The 21,344-nt window shown below is 61.6% G+C and carries 20 protein-coding genes, 2 tRNA genes, 2 pseudogenes and 1 riboswitch; of the genes and pseudogenes, 16 read left to right on the forward strand and 8 right to left on the reverse strand.

Features of this window, described 5'->3' with window-relative positions; all coding sequences use genetic code 11:
• The first annotated feature begins 181 nt into the window (after positions 1–181).
• The 3 genes from P3R82_RS14805 (at position 182) to P3R82_RS14815 (ending at position 1,355) form a co-directional block, all read left to right on the forward strand.
• Entirely contained in the window at positions 182–367 is a 186-nt protein-coding gene (locus P3R82_RS14805) for a hypothetical protein (RefSeq protein WP_183899004.1), read from the forward strand.
• Positions 368–440: 73 nt separating this feature from the next.
• Positions 441–863 carry a helix-turn-helix domain-containing protein gene (locus P3R82_RS14810; RefSeq protein WP_183899003.1) on the forward strand — a complete coding sequence of 141 codons (423 nt, stop codon included), beginning with the start codon at positions 441–443 and terminating at the stop codon, positions 861–863.
• Between the two features lie 252 nt (positions 864–1,115).
• A complete protein-coding gene (locus P3R82_RS14815; RefSeq protein WP_183899002.1) occupies positions 1,116–1,355 on the forward strand; it encodes a DUF2171 domain-containing protein in 240 nt (79 codons plus the stop codon).
• A 106-nt stretch (positions 1,356–1,461) separates the two neighbouring features.
• Here P3R82_RS14815 and P3R82_RS14820 read toward each other — a convergent pair whose 3' ends face one another.
• Positions 1,462–1,794: a zf-TFIIB domain-containing protein gene (locus P3R82_RS14820; RefSeq protein ID WP_283194401.1), complete on the reverse strand. Its 333-nt coding sequence runs from the start codon at positions 1,792–1,794 to the stop codon at positions 1,462–1,464.
• A 533-nt stretch (positions 1,795–2,327) separates the two neighbouring features.
• Positions 2,328–2,424, forward strand: a riboswitch (yybP-ykoY riboswitch).
• Between the two features lie 77 nt (positions 2,425–2,501).
• Here P3R82_RS14820 and P3R82_RS14825 point away from each other — a divergent pair.
• Positions 2,502–3,068: a manganese efflux pump gene (locus tag P3R82_RS14825; protein ID WP_283194402.1), complete on the forward strand. Its 567-nt coding sequence runs from the start codon at positions 2,502–2,504 to the stop codon at positions 3,066–3,068.
• A 174-nt stretch (positions 3,069–3,242) separates the two neighbouring features.
• On the opposite strand, the gene P3R82_RS14830 is transcribed toward P3R82_RS14825, so the two are convergent.
• Positions 3,243–3,319 (reverse strand) — tRNA-Pro (locus P3R82_RS14830).
• 360 nt (positions 3,320–3,679) lie between these two features.
• Here P3R82_RS14830 and P3R82_RS14835 point away from each other — a divergent pair.
• Positions 3,680–3,985, forward strand: a complete 306-nt coding sequence (locus tag P3R82_RS14835) for an ETC complex I subunit (protein ID WP_183898998.1) — start codon at positions 3,680–3,682, stop codon at positions 3,983–3,985.
• Between the two features lie 61 nt (positions 3,986–4,046).
• Positions 4,047–4,124, forward strand: a tRNA-Arg gene (locus P3R82_RS14840).
• A 400-nt stretch (positions 4,125–4,524) separates the two neighbouring features.
• Here P3R82_RS14840 and P3R82_RS14845 read toward each other — a convergent pair.
• On the reverse strand, positions 4,525–5,685 hold the full coding sequence (locus P3R82_RS14845) for an MFS transporter (RefSeq protein WP_210279549.1): 1,161 nt from the start codon (positions 5,683–5,685) through the stop codon (positions 4,525–4,527).
• A 159-nt stretch (positions 5,686–5,844) separates the two neighbouring features.
• Here P3R82_RS14845 and P3R82_RS14850 point away from each other — a divergent pair, with 159 nt between their 5' ends.
• Together P3R82_RS14850 and glpD are read left to right on the forward strand one after the other, a co-directional pair.
• Positions 5,845–6,666 carry a helix-turn-helix transcriptional regulator gene (locus P3R82_RS14850; protein ID WP_283194403.1) on the forward strand — a complete coding sequence of 274 codons (822 nt, stop codon included), beginning with the start codon at positions 5,845–5,847 and terminating at the stop codon, positions 6,664–6,666.
• 169 nt (positions 6,667–6,835) lie between these two features.
• Entirely contained in the window at positions 6,836–8,362 is a 1,527-nt protein-coding gene (glpD, locus tag P3R82_RS14855; RefSeq protein WP_283194404.1) for a glycerol-3-phosphate dehydrogenase, read from the forward strand.
• 33 nt (positions 8,363–8,395) lie between these two features.
• On the opposite strand, the gene P3R82_RS14860 is transcribed toward glpD, so the two are convergent.
• A complete protein-coding gene (locus P3R82_RS14860; RefSeq protein WP_283194405.1) occupies positions 8,396–9,181 on the reverse strand; it encodes an IclR family transcriptional regulator in 786 nt (261 codons plus the stop codon).
• Between the two features lie 167 nt (positions 9,182–9,348).
• Between P3R82_RS14860 and P3R82_RS14865 the strand changes: the two genes are divergently transcribed.
• From P3R82_RS14865 to P3R82_RS14885, 5 genes and pseudogenes are all read left to right on the forward strand, one after another.
• On the forward strand, positions 9,349–10,503 hold the full coding sequence (locus tag P3R82_RS14865) for an amidohydrolase (protein WP_283194406.1): 1,155 nt from the start codon (positions 9,349–9,351) through the stop codon (positions 10,501–10,503).
• 172 nt (positions 10,504–10,675) lie between these two features.
• Positions 10,676–12,115 carry an MFS transporter gene (locus P3R82_RS14870; protein ID WP_283194407.1) on the forward strand — a complete coding sequence of 480 codons (1,440 nt, stop codon included), beginning with the start codon at positions 10,676–10,678 and terminating at the stop codon, positions 12,113–12,115.
• A gap of 205 nt (positions 12,116–12,320) precedes the next feature.
• Positions 12,321–14,871, forward strand: a pseudogene (locus P3R82_RS14875) (mechanosensitive ion channel family protein).
• A gap of 196 nt (positions 14,872–15,067) precedes the next feature.
• Positions 15,068–15,898 (forward strand): response regulator, encoded by an 831-nt coding sequence (locus tag P3R82_RS14880; protein WP_183898991.1) that lies wholly within the window; start codon positions 15,068–15,070, stop codon positions 15,896–15,898.
• Between the two features lie 209 nt (positions 15,899–16,107).
• A pseudogene (locus tag P3R82_RS14885) lies at positions 16,108–17,437 on the forward strand (diguanylate cyclase).
• 64 nt (positions 17,438–17,501) lie between these two features.
• Here the strand turns inward: P3R82_RS14885 and P3R82_RS30300 are convergent.
• Entirely contained in the window at positions 17,502–18,521 is a 1,020-nt protein-coding gene (locus tag P3R82_RS30300; RefSeq protein WP_183898989.1) for a GlxA family transcriptional regulator, read from the reverse strand.
• 11 nt (positions 18,522–18,532) lie between these two features.
• Here P3R82_RS30300 and P3R82_RS14905 point away from each other — a divergent pair, with 11 nt between their 5' ends.
• A complete protein-coding gene (locus P3R82_RS14905; protein WP_183898988.1) occupies positions 18,533–18,733 on the forward strand; it encodes a hypothetical protein in 201 nt (66 codons plus the stop codon).
• A gap of 81 nt (positions 18,734–18,814) precedes the next feature.
• Here the strand turns inward: P3R82_RS14905 and P3R82_RS14910 are convergent, their stop codons facing one another.
• The gene (locus P3R82_RS14910; protein ID WP_283194408.1) at positions 18,815–19,015 is read right to left on the reverse strand and encodes a hypothetical protein; all 201 of its coding nucleotides are present in this window, start codon (positions 19,013–19,015) and stop codon (positions 18,815–18,817) included.
• Positions 19,016–19,093: 78 nt separating this feature from the next.
• Positions 19,094–19,348: a hypothetical protein gene (locus tag P3R82_RS14915; protein ID WP_283194409.1), complete on the reverse strand. Its 255-nt coding sequence runs from the start codon at positions 19,346–19,348 to the stop codon at positions 19,094–19,096.
• A gap of 70 nt (positions 19,349–19,418) precedes the next feature.
• Between P3R82_RS14915 and P3R82_RS14920 the strand changes: the two genes are divergently transcribed.
• Both P3R82_RS14920 and P3R82_RS14925 read left to right on the forward strand, forming a co-directional pair.
• Complete coding sequence (locus P3R82_RS14920; RefSeq protein WP_283194410.1) at positions 19,419–20,360, forward strand: LysR family transcriptional regulator; 942 nt, start codon at positions 19,419–19,421, stop codon at positions 20,358–20,360.
• A 150-nt stretch (positions 20,361–20,510) separates the two neighbouring features.
• A complete protein-coding gene (locus tag P3R82_RS14925; RefSeq protein WP_183898984.1) occupies positions 20,511–20,666 on the forward strand; it encodes an entericidin in 156 nt (51 codons plus the stop codon).
• A gap of 6 nt (positions 20,667–20,672) precedes the next feature.
• Here the strand turns inward: P3R82_RS14925 and P3R82_RS14930 are convergent, their stop codons facing one another.
• Positions 20,673–21,020, reverse strand: coding sequence for a hypothetical protein (locus tag P3R82_RS14930; RefSeq protein WP_183898983.1), 348 nt, complete (start codon positions 21,018–21,020; stop codon positions 20,673–20,675).
• Positions 21,021–21,344: the final 324 nt, after the last annotated feature.

Raw genomic sequence — 21,344 nt, forward strand, 5'->3', positions numbered from 1 at the left:
CGTCCCGCCGCTTCATTTTGATTCCTCCCGATGGGCAAATCGCACGGACCGTACGACCTCAAGGAGCTTGAGCTTCAAGTCCTTTTGGAACTGGCCCGAGCGGCCCGTGCATCAAACAATGTTGATTTTTGCCTGATCGGAAAGATCGCTAGTTTGCTATTCATGAATGCAGAGGCGAAAAATGTTGCTTAAGGCCGCTTTGGTTGCCGTCATCGTCGGAGCGGCGATCGCCGTGATGTATCTCGCGTTCTCCGTGACGTGCAACTACATCGGACATAACACCGAGGAAGCGCTCTGGAGCGGTTGGGCGATGGCAATTCTCACCATCGCGGTTGCCACGGAAGCATTCCTTCGCGTCTGGAAATAAAGAATGTGGTCAGGTGCCCGTCAGGAAGCCTGAGGCATACGCTCTCCATCGACTAGAGATATGGAGATGCAGGATGCTGACGATCGGCGACCTATCACGGAGAACAGGCGTTAAGATTCCGACCATTCGGTACTACGAGCAGATGGGGCTTCTGTCTCACGCGGAGCGGTCCGAGGGAAACCAGCGGCGTTACACGAAGCAGGAGCGCGAACGGCTGTCGTTCATCAGGCATGCGCGCGAACTTGGCATGACGATCGAAGCGATCCGCGACCTGATCGAGATGAGCCAGCATCCCGATATGCCCTGTTCGGAGATCGACCGGATCGCCGCAAGTCAGCTCGCCACGGTGAGGCACAAGATCGAACGCTTGAGAAAGCTCGAGGCCGAACTCGATCGCATCGCCACCCACCGACATGAGGGCTCCATCCGCGATTGCTACGTCATCCAGGCGCTCGCCAACCTGAACCTTCCGGAAGAGGGTGTCAGCGAGCAGTAAGGAGCGGCATCAGGAATAGCCGCGCTTCATAAAAAATCGGCCGCCCCTTGTCCCAACAAGGGGCGGCCGACGGCAGTGTATCACTGGATTGCCGCGATGCCGCATGCCGGAACGGGGTGCCGCGGAGCGGGCTGGATATGCATGAGAGCGCCGGATGCAGTGGCAAAAGCGTCAGCGGCTTTAATTCCAGAGGGAACTAACGCTGGTTCTGCAGGTTTGAGGATGGTCGTCCCGCAAACATGGAGAACGGAAATGATCGCTGCAAATGAAATCAAAGATCATATGGAAGTCAGGTCGGCGGATGGTCAGCATGTCGGAACCGTCGATCACCTCGATGGCAGTGACCGTATCAAGCTGACGAAATCCGACTCGTCCGATGGACAGCATCACCACCTCATCCCGCTGGAATGGGTCGATCACGTCGATGCGCATGTTCACCTGTCGATGAACGCGGCAGATGTGCGGTCCAAATGGACGCATCTTCCGAACTAAGTCGTGAGGCCCGCGGTCGTGCTGAACCGCGGACCTCCTTCTGCGTTGGCTCCGTCACTTGGGGAGTAGCCTGAGGGAGACGGAGCTTCACGCTAGAAAATGTCGGTCAGTCGAAGATTCTCGACAGGAACGATCTGCCACCGTGGCCGCCGCGCTGTCCGTGACTGTTGTGGCCGCCATGGCTTGAATAGCCTCCATGGCCGCCGTGACCACCCTGGTAGTTGCCCTGGTGGTTTCCTTGATAGTTATCCTGATAGTCGCTTCCGGCTGCAGCCTGCGGCGCGGCGCTCCGCTCGATGATCTTGTCGAGCTCGCCACGGTCCAGCCAAACTCCCCGGCAGGTCGGGCAGTAATCGATCTCGATTCCTTGCCGATCCGTCATCAGAAGGCCGACGCCGCACCGAGGGCAGGACATTCCGTTTGTCTGTTGATCACCCATTGAAGACTCCAATCGTCATTGATGACAGCAATGTAGGATCTCAACTAGCTTGAGCTTCAATGGTGAGGCGTTGAAATATCCGTGATCGGGCGAAGGTCGACCAAATCGGACTCATCCGCTATTGCAAGTCATTCTCAATAATGCGATGTTGCCTTCATGGTAGCTGGCCTGATGCTAGCTGAAAGGTGTTGGCGAGAATGATTTCGGTTGGTCAACTGTCGACGAGGATGAAGGTTCGTAGCCTTCGGCACGAGACGTCGCGCGGTAAGGGCGACGGCGGCAAGCTTGTTGTCTTCGCATGGCCTAGCGCCGCGACGGTAAGCGTTCTCTGTCGTTTGGCGATCCTGGCCATTCTGGTTCTGGGTTTTATCACCGGCCGCGTGGTCATCTCCTGACCTTTGAGCATGCTCCATTGAGAACGCTTCGCAGACGCATTCGAGCTGGCGGTGTTGCAGTTGCAACTCATTGTTATTACGGAAAATTCCCGGAATAAATTTGCCGCGAAGGTTGACTCGATCAACCTGCTCGATTATCTCCAGCGCATCGGGGAGTAGTCACCGCCACCCAGCGGAAGCGCGTCAACATACTCGTGCAGCAGCACGTGGCGCGTTTGGCCGGATTTAACCGGCTCGACAAGACCGTGGCGACGCCAGCTCGGATCGGACAGAGCTTGGGACGCCCGGCCTGTACGTCCGCGAGGAATTTTCATGTCATACTGGGCAATCATCCTGCTCGCCTTCAGCATGTCGATGGACGCGTTTGCCGTGTCCGTCGGACGGGGCGCCGCTCTTGGCCGCCCGCGCGTTAGTGAGGCGCTGCGAACTGGCATCGTGTTCGGCGTCGTCGAGGCGATCACGCCGCTGATCGGTTGGGCGGCGGGCTTTGCCGCGGCATCCTACATTTCGGCCGTCGATCATTGGATCGCCTTCGCACTGCTCGGCTTCGTCGGCCTGAACATGCTGTACGCCGCCGCAAGGGGAGGCGAGGATGATGCGGCCGGGGTCAAGAGCTCTTCCTTCCTGATCCTCGTGGCAACCGCCATCGGCACGAGCCTCGACGCGATGGCGGTCGGTGTATCGCTCGCATTCATGCAGGTGAACATCCTCGTCGTTGCGATCGCAATCGGTGCGGCGACGTTCCTGCTCTCTTCGAGTGGAATGCTGGTCGGGCGCCTGATCGGCGCGCGTTTCGGGCGCATCGCTGAGGGCGTGGCCGGCCTGGTCTTGATCGGGTTTGGCGTCTCGATCCTTTTCGAGCATCTGACGGCGGTCTGATCGACGCTCCGGTGGCCGTCGGCCTGGTGATCCAGCGCTGTCCTTGACGATATCCAGATTGGAGCGTGCACAAGGTTGCGCTGAACCGCATCGGAATAACCGAAGCGACGATGGCGTTCAGAGGCGCCGATCTGCATATTTTATGGGATGAAGCGCGAGATCCGCGAAGAAAAGTGGTCGGAGTGGAGAGATTCGAACTCCCGACCCTCTGGTCCCAAACCAGATGCGCTACCAGACTGCGCTACACTCCGTGCCGACGAGGAGCGCAATACACGGTTCGATCATGCGCCGCAATAACTAAAATGGCCTTTTCACAAGGATGGGCGCCTGCCGGTTCATTCAGCAAGGTCTCGGTTGCCGCGTCACGCAGGCGCCTTGGTCGCACGACGCAAGGCCCGGCCTGTTTGCTGGCTGCCTGATGGCACCGGGCAAGGTGTTCGGGCCGTGTCGAAGCTGTGGACCGTTGGCATGCAGCGGGCGTGGCTTTTCGCTTGAAAAGGGAGGGATTCGTCGCTAAGCAAAATTCATCTATCCGTGCGATCGTGCATGAAGATGCCCCGCAAGGGGCCAGTCCATTGATTGCGAAAGCCATAATTCGGAGGCGTGCAGCTATGTCTGCCAAGATCTATCGTCCAGCAAAGACCGCCATGCAGTCCGGCAAGGCCAAGACTCACCTGTGGGTGCTGGAGTTCGATCAGGAAACGCCGCGCACGATCGACCCGATCATGGGCTACACCTCGTCGTCGGACATGCGCCAGCAGGTGAAGCTCAATTTCGAAACGCAGGAACTGGCCGAAGCCTATGCCAAGCGCAACGGCATCGAGTACCGGGTGATCGCGCCGAAAGATCCGCAGCGTCAGACGGTGGCGTATCCGGATAATTTCCGCTATACGCGCACGCAGCCCTGGACGCACTGATCGGTATAGATCGTTTCCAGAGCCCCATGCCTTCGATGCGCCGGCGGCGCATCGGCAGTGTGGCCCCTTAGCTCAGCTGGATAGAGCACCTGCCTTCTAAGCAGGTGGTCGCAGGTTCGAGATCCTGCAGGGGTCGCCAATCATTTCAATGGCTTAGGGCGGATTTTGAGGTGGTTTCGTTTGCTGCTTACAAGCGGCCGTCTCATCCGTTTACCGGGGTCCCCATTTGTCAGCTATTTCACTCCCGGACTTGAATTCGCCATATTGACCTCCCATATGGGGTTCATCGGCATTGCTGGTCAGTGTTCCACACAGCGGACGCTCGCAGTTGCCGGTATCGCTTTTATGCTTTTGACCACGGATGTACTGGCACTGGTGTGAGATGCGAATAGGAAGGTCGGTGCGGTTTCGCCCCGGCCTTTTTTATTGTCCGCAACCAGGGCGCGCCGGGGCATCGTGTGAAGTTTGAAGACAAAAGGCCGAAGCGCGGGTGCTTCGGCCTTTTGTGGTTTTGATGCCGCCTCGTGGGCTTGGCGCGGCTATTTCGTTGCCGTTGCGTGACGCCGGCCCTTGCCGAGATCGGGAAGGAAGACGGTGAGAAGCCCGAGCAGCGGCAGATATGAGCAAAGCTGATAGACGAAGACGATGCCCATGCGGTCCGCCACCATGCCGAGGCCCGCGGCGCCGATGCCGCCGACGCCGAAGGCGAAGCCGAAGAACAGGCCGGCGATCATGCCCACGCGTCCGGGGACCAGTTCTTGCGCAAAGACGACGATGGCCGAGAAGGCGGACGCCAGGATGATGCCGATCACGAAGGTTAGCACGATCGTCCAGGTGTAGCCGGCATAGGGCAGCGCCAGGGTGAAGGGCAGGGCGCCGAGGATCGAGAACCAGATCGTGAACTTGGTGCCGAACCAGTCGACGATCGGGCCGCCGGCGACCGTGCCGATGGCGACCGCGCCGAGGAAGACGAACAGAAGGATCTGCGCCTCCTGGACCGACACCTGGAAGCGCTCGATCATGTAGAAGGTGTAGTAGCTCGAAAGACTGGTCATGTAGACGTATTTCGAGAAGACCAGCATGGCGAGGACGGCGATCGAAAGGATCACCTTGGCGCGCGGCAGCACCACTGCCTGGTGCTTGACCTTGCGGCCGGCGGTGGTGCGGCGGTGGTTGGAGTACCAGACGCCGACGCGCCACAGGATGATCATGCCCGTCAGCGCGGCAACCGAGAACCACGCGACACTGGTCTGTCCGCGCGGCAGCACGATGAAGGCGGCCGCCAGCGGGCCGATGGCCGAGCCGAAGTTGCCGCCGACCTGGAACAGCGACTGCGCCAGCCCGTGGCGTCCGCCCGAGGCGAGGCGGGCGACGCGCGAGGATTCCGGATGGAAGACCGCCGAGCCGAGGCCGACGACGCCGGCGCCGAGCAGCAGCACCCAATAGGCGTGCGCATAGGCGAGAAGCAGCAGGCCGATCAGCGTGAAGCCCATGCCCGCCGCCAGCGAATAGGGCAGCGGACGCTTGTCGGTGTAAATGCCGATCAGCGGCTGCAGCAGCGATGCCGTGACCTGGAAGACGAGGCCGAGCAGGCCGATCTGGGTGAAGTCGAGACCGTAGCCGGTCTTGATCATCGGATAAAGGGCCGGGATCAGCGACTGCATCGTATCGTTCAGCAGATGGCTGAAGCTGACCGCCATGATGATGCTGAATACCGTCTGTTCCGCGGCGTGTTTGTCCGCCGTTTCTATACCTGTCGTCACGATGTTCCTCCGTCGAACCTACTATCCGCATAGTCTCCTTGCGGCAGTCCCGCTTTCGTGTTTTGGTCTCATTCTTTCGCGATCGGGCCAAGGCTTATGAAAGCGCTGCAAAATATAACGTCGGCGGAACTGGCGAGGCTGCATGTCGAGCGGCTGGCGGCCATAGAGGCGGCGGCCGAGCCGGTTCACACGATCCCGTCGCAGTACCCGTCGGGCTATCACGTGGCGGCGCATCGCCATAGCCGCGCGCAGTTCGTCTATGCCCGGACCGGTGTGCTGATGGTGTCGTCGCGGCAGGGGCGCTGGATGGTGCCGCCGGAACATGCGCTGTGGATACCGGCGGGGCTGGATCACTCGGTGGACATGCTGGGCGAGGTGACCATGCTCTCGGCCTATATAAGTTCGGATGCGCTGGTCGCTCTTCCCGAGGCCATTCGCGTCGTCGGGCTGACCGATCTCGCGCGTGCGCTGATCATCGAGGCAGTGTCCCCGGATGGAGACATTAAGAGTTCGCGGCGCCAGAGGCTGGTCGTCGCGCTGCTGCTCGAGGAGATCTCGCGGCTTCCGGACCGGTCGCTCGGCCTGCCCATTCCTGGTGATGCGAGGCTTGCCGGGCTGTGCCGGGCGTTTCTGGCGAACCCGACCGCGCGACTCCTGATCGACGATTGGGCCGAGCGGCTCAACATGAGCCGGCGGGCGTTCACCCGGGCCTTCCGCCGCGAGACCGGCATCAGCCTTTCGACCTGGCGGCAGCAGGCGGCCCTGTTCACGGCGCTGCCGCGACTGGCCGCGGGCGAAGCGGTAACATCGGTGGCGTTCGATCTCGGATATGAAAGCGTCGCGGCGTTTACCACCATGTTCAAGCGCATGCTCGGCGCGCCGCCGCGCGCCTATTTCCGGGTCGCCGAGCCCAATTGAAATTCCTTGCCAATCTGGAACGTAGCCCTGCCGCGCTGTCACACGTCCGACATCGGCGCCGGGCATAAGTGTGCAAGGCATTCGTTTGACATTCGAATGTCTTTCGCTTTAACTGTATTGACTTTCGCAATTGCGCTATCTTGTTTGCGTTGCGGCAATTTCTGGGGGCATGGGACGCGTGAGCGGTCAGGTACACGATCTTTTCGTTATCGGTGGCGGTATCAATGGATGCGGGATCGCGCGTGACGCGGTCGGGCGCGGCTATTCCGTGGCGCTGGCCGAGATGAACGATTTCGCCTCCGGCACCTCCTCGGGCGCCACCAAGCTCATCCATGGCGGCTTGCGCTATCTCGAGCATTACGAGTTTCGCCTAGTGCGGGAATCGCTGATGGAGCGCGAGATCCTGTGGGCGATGGCGCCGCATATCATCTGGCCGATGCGCTTCGTTTTGCCCTATCACAAGGGCGGGATCCGACCGGCGTGGCTGATCCGGCTCGGGCTGTTCCTCTACGATCACCTCGGCGGTCGCAAGCTTCTGCCGCCGACCAAGGTGCTCGACATGCGCCGCGATCCGGCGGGCAAGCCGCTGAAATCGCTGTTCTCCAAGGCGTTCGAATATTCCGACGGCTGGGTCGATGACGCGCGCATGGTGGTCATGAACGCCCGCGACGCCGCCGACAAGGGGGCGCTGATCATGCCGCGCACCAAGGTCGTCTCCGCGCGCCGCGAGAACGGCGTCTGGGCGATCGAGAGCGTGGATACGGTGACCGGCGAGACGCGTCATTTCCAGGCGCGGATGCTGGTCAACGCGGCGGGGCCGTGGGTCGATCACGTCATTCGCGCCGCCTTCGGTCAGAACGAGGCGCGGCATGTGCGCCTGGTACAGGGCAGCCACATCGTCGTGAAGAAGAAGTTCAGCGATCCCCGGGCCTATTTCTTCCAGAACCCCGACAATCGCATCATCTTCGCGATCCCCTACGAGCAGGATTTCACGCTGATCGGCACCACCGATCGCGATTACAAGGCCGATCCCCGGGATGTCAGGATCTCCGACGAGGAGACGACCTATCTCTGCAAGGCCGCCAGCGAGTATTTCAACGAGCCGGTGCGGCCCGAGGATATCGTCTGGACCTATTCGGCCGTGCGTCCGTTGTTCGACGACGGCGCCTCCAAGGCGCAGGAGGCGACGCGCGATTACGTGCTGAAGCTCGAAGGCGAGGGCGCACAGGCGCCGTTGCTCAACGTGTTCGGCGGCAAGCTCACCACCTATCGCCGGCTGTCCGAGCATGCGCTTGAAAAGATCGGCGCGGCGATCGGGATCAAGGGAAGCCCCTGGACGGCCAAAAGCCATCTGCCCGGCGGCGATTTTCCGGCGACGGGCTATGAGGCGGAAGTTCGCAAGCTGAAGAGCGGCTATCCGTTTCTTGCCGAAACACATGCTCGCCGCCTCGTTCGCCGCTACGGCACGAAGGCCGCGGTGCTTCTCGGGCAGGCGCGCGGCATCGAGGATCTCGGACGCCTGTTCGGGAGCGACCTTTATGAAGCGGAGGTTCGCTACCTGATCGAGCACGAATGGGCGACACATGCCGATGACGTGCTCTGGAGACGAACCAAGGAGGGCCTGCGCCTGACGCGCGAGCAAGCCGCCATGCTGGAAGAGTACATGGCCGAGGTGCCGGCTCGGATCGCCGTATAGACGGCAACAGGCGCGACGATACTGTTCGTCGCGTCACCCCGAGATTTTCACATCCGATCCCGCAAGCAGCGAGAGGTCGCGCGCGGCCTGCTGCAGCATGACGATCGTCTGCTCGATATCGGGCGCGTCGGATGCGTTGACGAGTCCTATATAGGGGCAGGTGAGGGCTGCGATGACGCGGCCATCGGGGCCGAGGATCGGGGCGGAGAGGTTGTGGACGCCGGCCGTCTGGGCGCTCGGCATCATCTCGTAACCGCGTTTTCGGATTTCGGTCAGGCGCTCATAAAGCTCTGGTCCCGGCCGCTTGGTCTTCGGGTCGCGGGCATGTTCCGCGATCATCATCTCGCGTTCCTCGTCGGTGCGGAAGGCGAGAAGGACGTGGCCCGAGCCTGTTTCGAGCAGGCTCATATGCGAGCCGACGCGGATCGAGATGCCCCAGTAGTTCGGCGCCTCGTGCTGGGCGATGACGACGGCGGAACCGCGATCGAAGACCACGAGGTGGTTCGCCTGGCGGGTGCGCTGCGCGAGGTCGCGCATCAGCGGCATGGCGAAGGAGGCGAGGCGACGGGCAGGGGCGTGAAGCTGCGAGAGGCCGAAGAGCTTGAGCGTCAGCGTGAACCGGTCGCCCTCGAGCTTGGTGACATATCCGCGACGCACGAGACGGTCGAGCATGCGGTAGAATTCGTTGGGGCTGCGGTCGAGGCGCTTGGCGATTTCCGCCTGTGTGAGACCCTCTTCGACGCTTGCCAGAAGCTCGAGGATATCAAGCCCCTTGTCCAAGGCAGGCGCCCGGTACCGGTCGGCTTCATCCGCTTCCATGCTTTTCTCCTGTGAATATGCCATTACATATACAAATACAGCCGAGCCGAAAAGAGAAAGTTCGGCGGCGCTTCGAGCTGTGCCGAATGATTTGCCCGTTCCATCAAGCAGCTTGCTACCCATATCAGGCGCACATAGCATGCAACTTGATTTGCAGGATGACGCCGATGTTTCTGACACAGGAAGAGCTTTCCCATATCACCGCGTTTCGCCGGGAGCTTCACCGCTATCCCGAGGTGTCGGGCGAAGAGGTCGAGACCGCGCGCCGGGTGCAGGAAGCGCTGCTGCTGGCAAAGCCCGATCGAATCGTGTCGAACCTTGGAGGGCATGGCGTCGCCGCAGTCTATGACGGGGCTATTCCGGGCCCGACGGTGCTCATCCGCTGCGAGCTGGATGGGCTGCCGATCGAGGAGATATCGAACGAGGAATACCGGTCGACCATTCCCGGCAAGGGACATCTTTGCGGTCACGACGGCCACATGGCGATCCTGATGGCGGTCGCGACCGCGCTCGGGCAGAAGCGGCCGAACAAGGGCAGGGTGATTCTCCTGTTCCAGCCGGCCGAGGAAAATGGCGCGGGTGCGGCCGCGGTGCTCGCCGATCCCGAGTTCCCGACGCTGAAGCCCGACATGGCGCTTTCGCTGCATAATCTTCCCGGCGTGCCGCTGGGGCATGTCCTTTTGCGCGAAGGTCCGGTCAACTGCGCCTCGCGCGGGATGAAGATCGTTCTCAGCGGCAAGACCTCCCATGCCTCCTGCCCGGAGGATGGCGTTGCGCCGACGTTCGCGCTCGCCAGCCTGCTTGGCGGATTGACCGCGCTCGGGAGTGTCGCGCCCGTCGGTCCGGATTTCGCGCTGGTGACTGTCACCCATGCCCGGCTCGGCGAGCCCGCCTTCGGTATCAGCCCCGGACGGGCCGAGATATGGGCGACGCTCAGGACGCTCACCGACGAGCGGATGGCCGGGCTGGTTCAGGCCGCCGAGATGCTGGCGAGGAGCGAGGCGGATGCCGCCGGGCTCGGGATCGAGATCACCTACGAGGATGTGTTCCGCCAGTGCTTCAATTCGCCGGAGGCCGTCGATGTGCTGCGGCGGGCGCTGGATGACGAGGGCGTCAGTCACCGGAGCGACAGCCGCCTGCTGCCGATGAAGGGCTCGGAGGATTTCGGGCTGTTTCGAACCGTCGCGCCGTCGGCCATGTTCTTTCTCGGGTCAGGCGAAACGCATCCGCAATTGCACAATCCCGACTATGATTTTCCGGAGGCGTTGATCCCGGTCGGCGCCGGAGTGTTCCTGCGGGCGATCAGCAATATCCTCGGCTGATCCCCCGTCGCCACGGTAACAGCAGGCGCTGGCGCATGGAAATTGCCCGCCCTGGTCGTTTTTCTCTTTCCCGCTTCGTGGGATGGGCCTATCTACGATCGGGTTCGACCGACGCCCCACGTCGCATGTGCTGTTGCCGGCCGTTTGATCCAGATTTCACATTGGCAGAGTGATGACAGCAGTTGAGACGGTCGAGGCGGATGGTGACGCGGGCAGCGCGCGCCGTTCGAAAATTGTGGCGCTTGTCGTCGCCGTATCCTTCTTCATGCAGATCCTCGACGGCACGATCGTCACCACCTCGCTGCCGCAGATGGCGGCGAGCTTCGGTGTTCCCACGGTGTCGATGAGCATCGGCATCACCGTCTACATGCTGACCATGGCGACGTTCATTCCGCTGTCGGGCTGGCTCGGCGACCGCTACGGCGCGCGCCGCGTCTTCATGGCGTCGATCGGCGTGTTCACCTTCGCCTCGCTGCTCTGCGGCCTTTCCGGCAGCCTCACCGAATTCGTGCTTGCCCGCGCGCTCCAGGGCGCCGGCAGCGCGCTGATGACGCCGGTGGGCCGGATCATCGTCTTGAAGAATGCACGCAAATCCGAACTGGTGCAGGCCATCGCGCTGATTACATGGCCGGCTCTGACGGCGCCGGTCATCGGACCGCTGCTCGGCAGCGTCATCACCACCTATGCAAGCTGGCACTGGAACTTCCTGATCAATCTGCCGATCGGCGCGCTCGGCATGGCGCTTGTCTGGCGTTTCGTGCCGGAACAGCGCGAGGAGAATGCCGGACGGCTCGACCTGCGCGGCTTCATCCTCAGCGGTGCCGGGCTGACGCTTCTTCTGGCGGCGCTCGAACTGTCGGTGAAATGGCATGGCGGAATCGTTCCCGTCGGCGCCATGCTGGTTGCCGGTATCGTGCTATCCGTCATGGCGTATCGGCATTTCATGCGCGTCGACAATCCGCTGCTCGATCTGTCGTCGTTCAAGGTGCAGACCTTCGCCATCGCCACGCTGTCGGCCGGGACCGCGAGCCGCGTCGCCGTCAACGCCACGCCATTTCTGCTGCCGCTTTTGTTCCAGCTCGGCTTCGGGCTCAGCTCGATCGAAGCGGGTGCCTATCTGCTGATCTACTTCCTCGGCAATCTGAGCATGAAGACCGTGACGACGCCGTTGCTTGCGCGGCTGGGCTTCCGGACGGTGCTGTGCTTCAACGGGCTGATCGCGTCGCTGTCGATCGTCGGCTGCGGCTTTCTCGCGCCGGAGACGCCGCGCGTGGTGATCTATGCCCTGCTGTTCATCGCCGGTCTGTCGCGCTCCATGGAGTTCACGGCGCTGAACACGCTCGCTTTCGCCGATATCAGCGGCGCGCAGCGAAGCTCGGCTTCGACGTTGTCGAGCATGTTGCAGCAGGTGTCGATGTTGCTCGGTGTCGCGATCGCGGCTGCCGTTCTCAACGTTTCGGCGGCGCTGCGCGGGCTTGGCGATCCAGGGCTTGTCGATTTTCGCTGGGCCTTTATCGTCATCGGTGCGATCGGTGTGGTCTCGTCGCTGCGCTTTCTGCAACTGCCCGCCGATGCCGGCGCCGAGGTGTCCGGGCACAAGCGTCGGCGATAGGCCGTGAACCGTGATTTGGGGTGTGGCCGATTTCCACGTCGCCGCGCGGGCCGCGATGTGCTAGCGAGGGCTGCGCGTCGATCATGCATGATTGGCGAACGCGGTTGGCACACACGATTGCTTCGCGCCGCGTCGCCTTTCTGTCGCCTTTCTTTCTTATGAAAAGCGGGCGCTCTTTCTCACTATCGAACCTGGCGGGGATACCTTGCGGCTGACACGTTTTCTGCTCCAGAGCCTTTTGTTCGTCTCGCTGGCCGTGGCCGGCGCTGGGTCACTCCAAGCGCAGACACCGGCGCCCGCCGCGCCTGCGCAGAGCGCACCGCCCGCCGCCGCCGAGCAGAGCGCCGCCGCACAGAGCGGGCCGGGCGATCAGGCCGCCAAGAACATGGCCACGGCAAAGTCCGATTTCGCGGCACTTCAGGCGAGCGTCAAGCAGAGCGTCGACGACGATGACGGGCTGGTCGCGCTTGCCGGCAAGGCCGATGAGCTCAATCGCGGCGTTGCCGGTATCGCCGGCGGTATCACGCCGCGCCTCGACCAGATCAAGGCCCGTCTGACCGAGCTTGGCGACCCGCCAAAGGCGGGGCAACCGCCCGAGGCGGAGATCGTCACCAACGAGCGAAACGCATTGACGGCGGAGCGCGCGCAACTCAACGTCCTGCAGGGCGACGCCGAGAGCCTGACCGCCTCGATCGGCAGGATGAGCAACCAGATCGCGGAAATGCGCCGCAAGCTTTTCGCCGCGACGCTTCTGCGACGCAGCGAAATTTCCGCGTCCGTGCTCGGCGATGCCGGGACCGCCTTCGTTCAGGAGGTGGGGGCGTTCCAGCAGGCGCTGACGAGCTGGCTGGGCTTCGTGCTGAAATTCAAGGCATTCGCCTTCGCCGCGGCGATCTTCATGTCGCTCGCGACGGCCCTGATCCTTCTTTCCGGCAGCTACCGGCTGTTCGGGCATTATCTGCAGCGCAAGGAGAGCGATGAGCAGCCCTCCTATATCAGCCGGTTGTCGATCGCCTTCTGGTCGACGCTGATCAGGACGCTGTCGCTGGCGACGCTTCTGGTCACGTCCTATCTCTTTCTCGACAGTTTCAACGTTCTCAGGCCCGACATCGCCCCCGTCGTCGCCGCGCTGTTTTCAACGATCGGCGTCATCTATTTCGTTCGACGCTTCACCAACGCCGTGTTCGCGCCGCGCGATCCTCAATGGCGTCTCGTCAGGCTGTCCAATCGCGGCGCACGCTCGATCAGCGCCTGCCTGATGGCGATGGCGGTCGTGCACGCGCTCGATTTCTTCTTCGGCAGCATCAGCGAGATCGATGGGTTCGCCGCTGGTGCTGACCGTCGTCCGGAGCTGGATCGCTGCGCTGATCATCGGCCTGATCCTCATCGCGGCATCGTTCGGGCGACCGATGATGGCCAAGAGCCGCGACCCGGATGCGCCCGGGCGGCATTGGCCGAAGGGGCTTGCCATCGTGCTGCGCGTGCTTGGCGCGGTCCTGATCTTCGCCGCCGTTACCGGCTATGTCGGTCTGGCGCGGTTCATCGCCTCGCAGCTGATCTTCACCGGCGCGATCGGTGTGACAACCTATATCGGGCTGCTTTCGGGCAAGGCGATTTCGCGCACCGAGACCTTTGGCGACACGCGGCCGGGCCGCTATCTGGCGTCGCGCTTCAAGCTCGGTCCCGTCGCCGTCGATCAGGTCGGCCTGCTGGCCGGTTTCTGCATCTACGGCGTGGCTTTGGCGACCGGCATTCCGTTGATCCTGCTCTTGTGGGGCTTCCGCATCCAGGACCTGCAGCTGATCGCCTATCGGCTCTTCACGGAAGTCCGGCTCGGCGGCATCAGCATATCGCTGGTCGGGATACTCACCGGCATCCTGCTCTTCGCCGGCTGCTACCTGCTGACGCGCTGGGTGCAGCGCTGGCTCGACAACAATGTCATGGCCCGCAGCCATGTGGATCTTGGCGTGCGCAACTCGGTCAAGACCGGCATCGGCTATCTCGGCGTCGGCGTCGCGGTGCTGATCGGCGTGTCGGCGGCCGGCATCAATCTGTCGAGCTTCGCCCTGGTTGCCTCGGCTCTGTCGGTCGGTATCGGTTTCGGCCTGCAGAACATCGTGTCGAACTTCGTGTCCGGGCTGATCCTGCTCGTCGAGCGGCCATTCAAGGTCGGCGACCACGTCGTGACGGGCACGGTGGAAGGGATCGTCAAGCGCATCTCCGTGCGCGCGACGGAGATCGAGACCTTCCGCAAGCAGACGATCATCGTTCCGAATTCGGACCTGATCAACGCCAATGTCGGCAACTGGACGCACCGCAACAAGATCGGGCGGTCTGAGATCCCGGTTTCGGTCAGCTACGGTTCCGATCCGCAGAAGGTCATGGATATTCTGCTCGACCTGGTGAATACGCTGCCAATCGTGCTGCGCAACCCCGAACCACATGTCGAGTTCCTGCGCTTCGGACCCTATTCACTGGATTTCGAGCTGCGCTTCATGCTCGGCGACCTGGGCGACGGATTGAGGGTGCGCAACGATTTGCGCATCGCCATCCTGAAGCGGTTCCGCGAGGAGGGGATCGAGATACCGCTGCCGCAGAGCGATGTCGTGTTCCACCGCCAGCCCGAGCCGGTTGCGCCTGACGACGAGGAGGTTCTGGACCCGGAGGCCTTGGGTGACGACCCTGCCGGCGACGAGAAGATCGACCAGGAGACGGGTCGTGTTAGCCAGTTGCGCGGCAAGACCGTGGACCGCTGACGCCGTGCTTCGGCTGGTCACTAGGCGATAGAATAGCGGGCTGCCAACCGTCCTTTAATCATGTTGCGAAGAAAAGCGCCAGCGCGTGTGCTTGCTGCCGTTTGTGCCGCAAGTAAGCTTTTCGTTTAATACTTATTCAAACCGCCCGATGTACCGCTTTGACGCAGGGAGACATATTTCAGTTCGGGGTTTTGACATGGCGTTTTTAGGGATTTCCGGGATGCAGTATTCCGGTGACGCGTTTAATGATGTTCGTATTGTTCTGGCGGAGGATTCAAACGTCTTTACGTCGATGATCGGCAAGCGTTTGAAGGAGCTCTTCAATATCGACGTCGAGATCTGCCGGAACTTCGAGGATCTTCAGCTCTGCTACGACAAGTCGTCCCAGGAAATCACCCTCGCAATTTCAAACATCAACCTGCCGGGCGCCGAGAACGGCGAGGCGCTCGAGTATCTCGTCGACCTCAGCATTCCGACGATCGTCTTCACCGGCACCTTCCATGAAGGCATGCGCGACAAGCTGCTGTCGAAGGATATCGTCGACTACATCCTCAAGGACAACGTCTTCGCCGTCGATCTGCTGGCCGAATCCATTTGCCGCTTCCTGACCAATCATCGTCACCATGTGCTGATCGTCGATGACAGCCCTACGGCGCGCGCGCTTCTGTCGAGCCGCCTGAAGCGTTACAATTTCCGTGTGAGCACGGCCGACAGCGGCGCCAAGGCGCTCGAAATCCTCAAGGCCAACCGGGACATCGGTTTGATGATCACCGATTATAACATGCCCGATATCGATGGCTTCGAACTGACGCGCCGCATTCGCGGCAGCATCGGCTCACACCAGTTGCGGATCATCGGCGTGTCGTCATCCTCCAACCGCCTGCTGTCGGCACGCTTCCTGAAAGCCGGCGGCAACGACTTCATGCTGCGGCCGTTCATCGACGAAGAGTTCTATTGCCGGGTCAACCAGAACCTCGACACGCTTCTTCAGATTCAATCGATGCAGCCGATGCGCAAGAGCGCCTGAATTCGGCTGGGTTCGCCAATCCATGCACCGGGGTGCAATCCATGCACCGGGGTGCAATCCATGCACCGGGGTGCAACCCATGCACCGAGGTGACGGGGATCGCTCCATACCCACCGTTCAATCTCCAGCCTCGCACCGCCGACGTTCGCGCGGCCGCGCGGGGTGGAGTTCGTTCGCAAGGCAACGCCGCATAGAGGCAAGTGACTGTCATGAAATCAGATATTCTGCGTGAGAAGCAGGCATCGCAGCGCGAAGGCCGCACATTGCTTTTGGTCGAGGATCCGCGAATGTTCTCGTCCGTGCTGTCACACCGTTTCGAGACGGAACTCGGGCTGACGGTGACGCATTGCGCGTCTCAGGAGGCGCTCGACGCGGCGCTCAAGGATGCGTCGGACGGTTTCACCATGGCGGTCGTTGGCCTTAATCTGCCTGGCTCCAGGGATGGCGAGGCGCTTGACCAGATCCTTGCGCAGGATATCCCCGCCGTCGTCTTCACGGCGTCGTTCAATGTCGACGTGCGCAACCGGATCACATCGCGTAACGTCGTCGACTACGTCGTCAAGGATAACGAGTTCGCGCTCGACAACCTGATCGCCGCCGTGCGCCGCGCGATCTCGAACCGCAGAACCCGGGTTCTGGTCGTCGATGACGTGGTTTCCGCCCGAAGCGCGCTCGTCGAACTTCTGGAAGCCCAGCAGTTCAAGGTGTGCCAGGCGGGGACGGGGATCGAGGCGCTGGAGGTGCTGGAACGGCACCCCGACATCGAACTCGTTCTGACCGACCATCATATGCCCGACATGGACGGATACGAACTGACACGACGGATCCGCAACCGCTACAGCACCGAGCGCATCCGGGTGATCGGCATATCCTCGTCGGGTGACAGGTTGCTGTCGGCCAGCTTCCTGAAGGCCGGCGCCAGCGATTTCGTCTACCGCCCCTTCGTGCCGGAAGAACTGCAATGCCGCATCTCGAACAATATCGAGACGCTGACGCAGATCAGGCAACTGCGGGCGGCGGCGGCGAGCGACTATCTCACCGGGCTCTACAACAGGCGCTACTTCTACGATCAAGGACCGCAGAATCGTCACGGAATGCCTGCGCGGCGCCCGGCCCGCCTCGGTCGCCGTTCTCGATATCGATCATTTCAAGCAGCTGAACGATACCCGCGGCCACGAAATCGGCGACAGGGTGCTGAAGGCGGTCGCCGCGCGGCTGCAGAGCGAGTTCATCGGCAGCGACAATCTCTTGTCGCGCGTCGGCGGCGAGGAGTTCGCCATGCTGTTCGCCGGACTGGACTCGGCTGCCACCACAGCCCTTTGCGATCGTGTGCGCGAGGATATCCAATCGCTGAAGATCGTTGCCGAGGACGAGGAGGACATCTCGGTCACCGTCTCGATCGGCGTGGCCGAAATCTGCGGTTACGAGACGTTCGAAAACTATCTCAACGCCGCGGACCAGTATCTCTACATGGCCAAGCGTTCCGGGCGCAATCAGGTTTACTCCGATGCGCGCGTGGTGACGACGGCGGCGCAGTAACGACGCGTTCACGACAGCGTTTCGCGGCCGCCGTCGTGAAACGATTGTCGGCGAAGCGTAAGGCTCAGGCGGCGATCGCGTGGCGTGCGGTCGCCATCGTCATCTTACGCTCGGCGCGTTCCTGCTGCGGTGAGCGGTGATAAAGTTCGCGATAACACTTGGAGAAGTGCGAGGCGGAGACGAAGCCGCAGGCGACGGCCACTTCGACGACCGGCATCGACGATTGCACCAGCAAGTGACGGGCGCGGTCGAGCCTGATCTCGAGATAGTAGCGGGCAGGGGAGCGACCCATTTCCTGGCGGAACAGACGCTCGATCTGGCGGCGCGACAGGCCGGCGCCATCGGCGATCTCCAGCAGCGACAGCGGCTCGGCGAGATTGCCTTCCATCAATTCGATGATCGACAGCACCTTGCCGTTCTGGACGCCGAGGCGCGCTCGCAGCGGCAGGCGCTGGCGGTCGTGCGGGCTGCGCACGCGGTCGGTCAGATGCTGCTCGCAGACGCGGTTGACCAGCGTCTCGCCGAAATCCTCGCCGATCAGGTTTAGCATCATGTCGAGCGAAGCGGTGCCGCCGGCGCAGGTGTAGAGATTGCTGTCCACCTCGTAGAGATCGGCATAGACCTCTGCCTGCGGGAAGGCCTCGGAGAAGCCCGGCAGGTTTTCCCAGTGGATCGCGCAGCGCTTGCCATTCAGGAGACCGGCCTGAGCAAGCACATGCGCGCCCGTACAGAGACTGCCGACGGCGACGCCGCGATTGTAGGATTCGCGCAACCACGCATTGACGGACTTGTTGTTGAATTCCTCGACGTCGATGCCGGAACAGACCAGCACCATGCTCGGGCGGTTCTCGCCGCCGAGATTGCGGCGCTCGTCGGCCAGCGACGTGTTGGCCTCGACGCCGATGCCGCAGGAGGAGTAGACCTTTTCGCCATCCACCGAGGTCAGGCGCCAGGTATAGGCCTGGTAGCCCAGCATGCGGTTGGCGATACGCAGCGTATCGATCGCGGCCGAAAAGGGCAGCATCGTAAACTGCGGAACCATGAAGAAGACGATGGAGCGTTTCTTATGCGACATCTTGCTCATGTGAGAAATCCATGATGGAGGGCCAATGCGCTATTGGTGCTTGGATTGCGCCGCTTCGATATTCAGAAAGCGACATTCTCATGGAAAAATGCGGCCGCAAAGAGCAAAATTGCGACATGGCTATAATTGACGGCGATCAATTGGCTTTTGACAAGAACAAATGTTCGCCAAACGCCGCCTGCGAAATACATGTTCCTGAAATTCAAGATTAAATCCGGAAGGTCCTGAAACGACGAAAGCGGCGCTGCTTGGAGGCAGGCGCCGCTTTCGCGCGGGGAGGTATGTCGCATCCATTACATCGCCTTGTGGTCGTCCACATTATCGGCCGACGGCCAGCCGAAATCCTTGCGCATGTCGATCGGCATGGCTTCGATTTCGCGCGCAGCCTGCCACTGATGCCATGCGCGGGCAAGCTTGTGGGCGTAGGCGGACAGGGAGTGATCATGATGCGCCGCACCGGGCAGCTTGTTGTCTCTGAAGGTGATCGTGGTCATGTCGAATGTCCTTTCGCGTATCGACCGACGTCTCTCGGTTGTGAATTCGTTGTCACTGATATGATCCCACATGGTCCATCAATCAAACGAATAGAGTTTATGGCTATCATCAAGGATTTTGAATGATTGGCCGACAATCCGGATCGGGCAGCCGATGGCGGTGATGATGACGACGGTGATGCCTGCTGGCGCGTATCGGCGCGGCATGTCCACGTCGGCTGCTAGGTGGACGGGCTGGCGCGCGATCTGTTCGATGGCGGCGCGCCGCGTTTTGAGAACCCGGCGACGGCCGATGAAATTGCGCAGTGTGTCTATCAGGATCGCGATGGTCATCGGTTTGTCTCCTTCCGAAGTGCTCCGATGACAACCAGATTGAACCGCGATTGACTTTCAATCAAACAAAATGATATTGTGTTATGTATCAGGAAAATTGAAAGATGAGATGATGACAGCTCCGCTTCGCCGTCCCATTCCGCTCCTCGACAACGATGTGTTGCGCACTTTCGTGGCGATCGCGGAGACCGGCAATTTTTCGACCGCGGCCGAGGCTGTTTTCCGAACGCCATCGGCCGTCTCGATGCAGATCAAGAAACTAGAGGAGCAACTCGGCGCCACGCTGTTTCTGCGCGACGCGCGCTCCGTTTCGCTGACCCAGCATGGCGAGGTTCTTCTGTCCTACGCGCGCAACATGTTGGCTCTGTCGAATGAGGCGGTATCGCGCTTCATCATGCCCGAGCTCAGCGGCGTCGTGCGGCTGGGAGCGCCGGAGGATATCGGCGAGCGCATCCTGCCGGGTATCCTGAAGAACTTCAGCGAGAGTTTTCCAGGCATCATGGTCGATGTGACCATAGACATGAGCCTCGGGCTTAGAAAGCGCATGGAGGAGCAGAGGCTCGATCTGGCGCTGATCAACTGCGCCACGCGCCCGCTGCCGACCGATGGCGAGATCGTCTATCGCGAGCGGCTGGTGTGGGCCGGCGCCAAGTGCGGCACAGCGCATCGGCGCGAGCCGCTGCCGATCTCCATCTGGGAAGAGGGGTGCATCTGGCGGCTCGAGGCGCTTGCGCAGCTCGAACGGATGAAGCGGGATTTTCGCGTGGCGTTTCTCAGCGGTCACACGATGGCGCAGCGCGCCGCCGTGGTCTCCGATCTGGCGATCGCGCCGCTGCCGCGCTCCTATGTCGGTGAGGACATGGTCATCCTCGGCGCGCAGGACGGGCTGCCCGAGCTCGGCTCCTTCGATATCCGCCTGTTGACCATCTCGCAGCTGACCGCGCCGATGAAAACGGTGGCCGAAAGTATCCGGCTCGCATTCAGCGAAAAGGCCAAGGCGATCGCCGCCTGAAGCCTTCCGGGCCCCGTGACCTGTGGCCGGCTAATGGCGGTCAAAAAAACGGAAGCCGGCCTGAAACCTTTTTGGGTTCAGTGCGTTATCACCGCGCAGCAGTCGCGCGACTGTCTGCGGAGAGCGGTTTTTAACAAGGGATTTCCGACAATGACCACCACGGTAAAGATTGGTGCTGCCATCATGCTTCTGTTCACCCTGGCCTCGTGCGCCAATACCATCCGTGGCGTCGGTCGCGACACGGCGAACGCCGTCAACGCCACGCAGGATGCCGGTCGCAGCGTCGATCACGCGGCCAAGCGGTAAGCCGGCTCAGATTTTCGCCTGCGGATAGGCTTTGTCCAGCCCGCCGGATGCCGTCAGGCCCTTGCGGAAGGCGCTATAAGCAGGATGCTGGCTGGACTTGGAAGCCTCCATCAACCGAATCTGGAGACGCGGCGGCGCTGCGTCTCCAATCCATTTTCCGAATGCCTCGAGCTTCAGCGAATTCAGGAACGGCGCGCGCGAGGCATGGTCGAGGTAACGGTGAATGCCGTCGAGCAGGCTGTCGTCCTGCGCGGGATTTTCCATGACAAGCGCAACATAGGACTTGTCCTGCTCGCCCAGCGCGGAAAGCCTGGCCGCGATCGTCTCGGGATCGGGAAACGGGGCTGAGGTCATCGTCATTCTCCATGTCGTCAGTCTGTCGTGCATCGCCGGTGGTGGCGATCCGTGTTCGGCGCGTTTATGCAATCGCTTGCTTGCGGCAACCTGTCCCGCCGGCTCATATCGTTGCCGAAACAAAATCGTCAAAACCGCCACAATTCATATTTGGTTAAGTGCTCACTAACCATCCGGTAACGATGTGGCGCTAAGAATAGCGGCGTGGCGGGGGACAACCGCTGCTTTCCCGGATCAGGTATTGCGTCCCGGGGAGCGTGAGCTTCGCCGCGTATGGGCAAAGCGCCAGCGTATTTCGGCAAGCCGCGCGACCTCAGGTCTGCG

It is taken from the genome of Rhizobium sp. AN80A, from assembly GCF_030053015.1.
GTDB lineage: Bacteria > Pseudomonadota > Alphaproteobacteria > Rhizobiales > Rhizobiaceae > Rhizobium > Rhizobium metallidurans.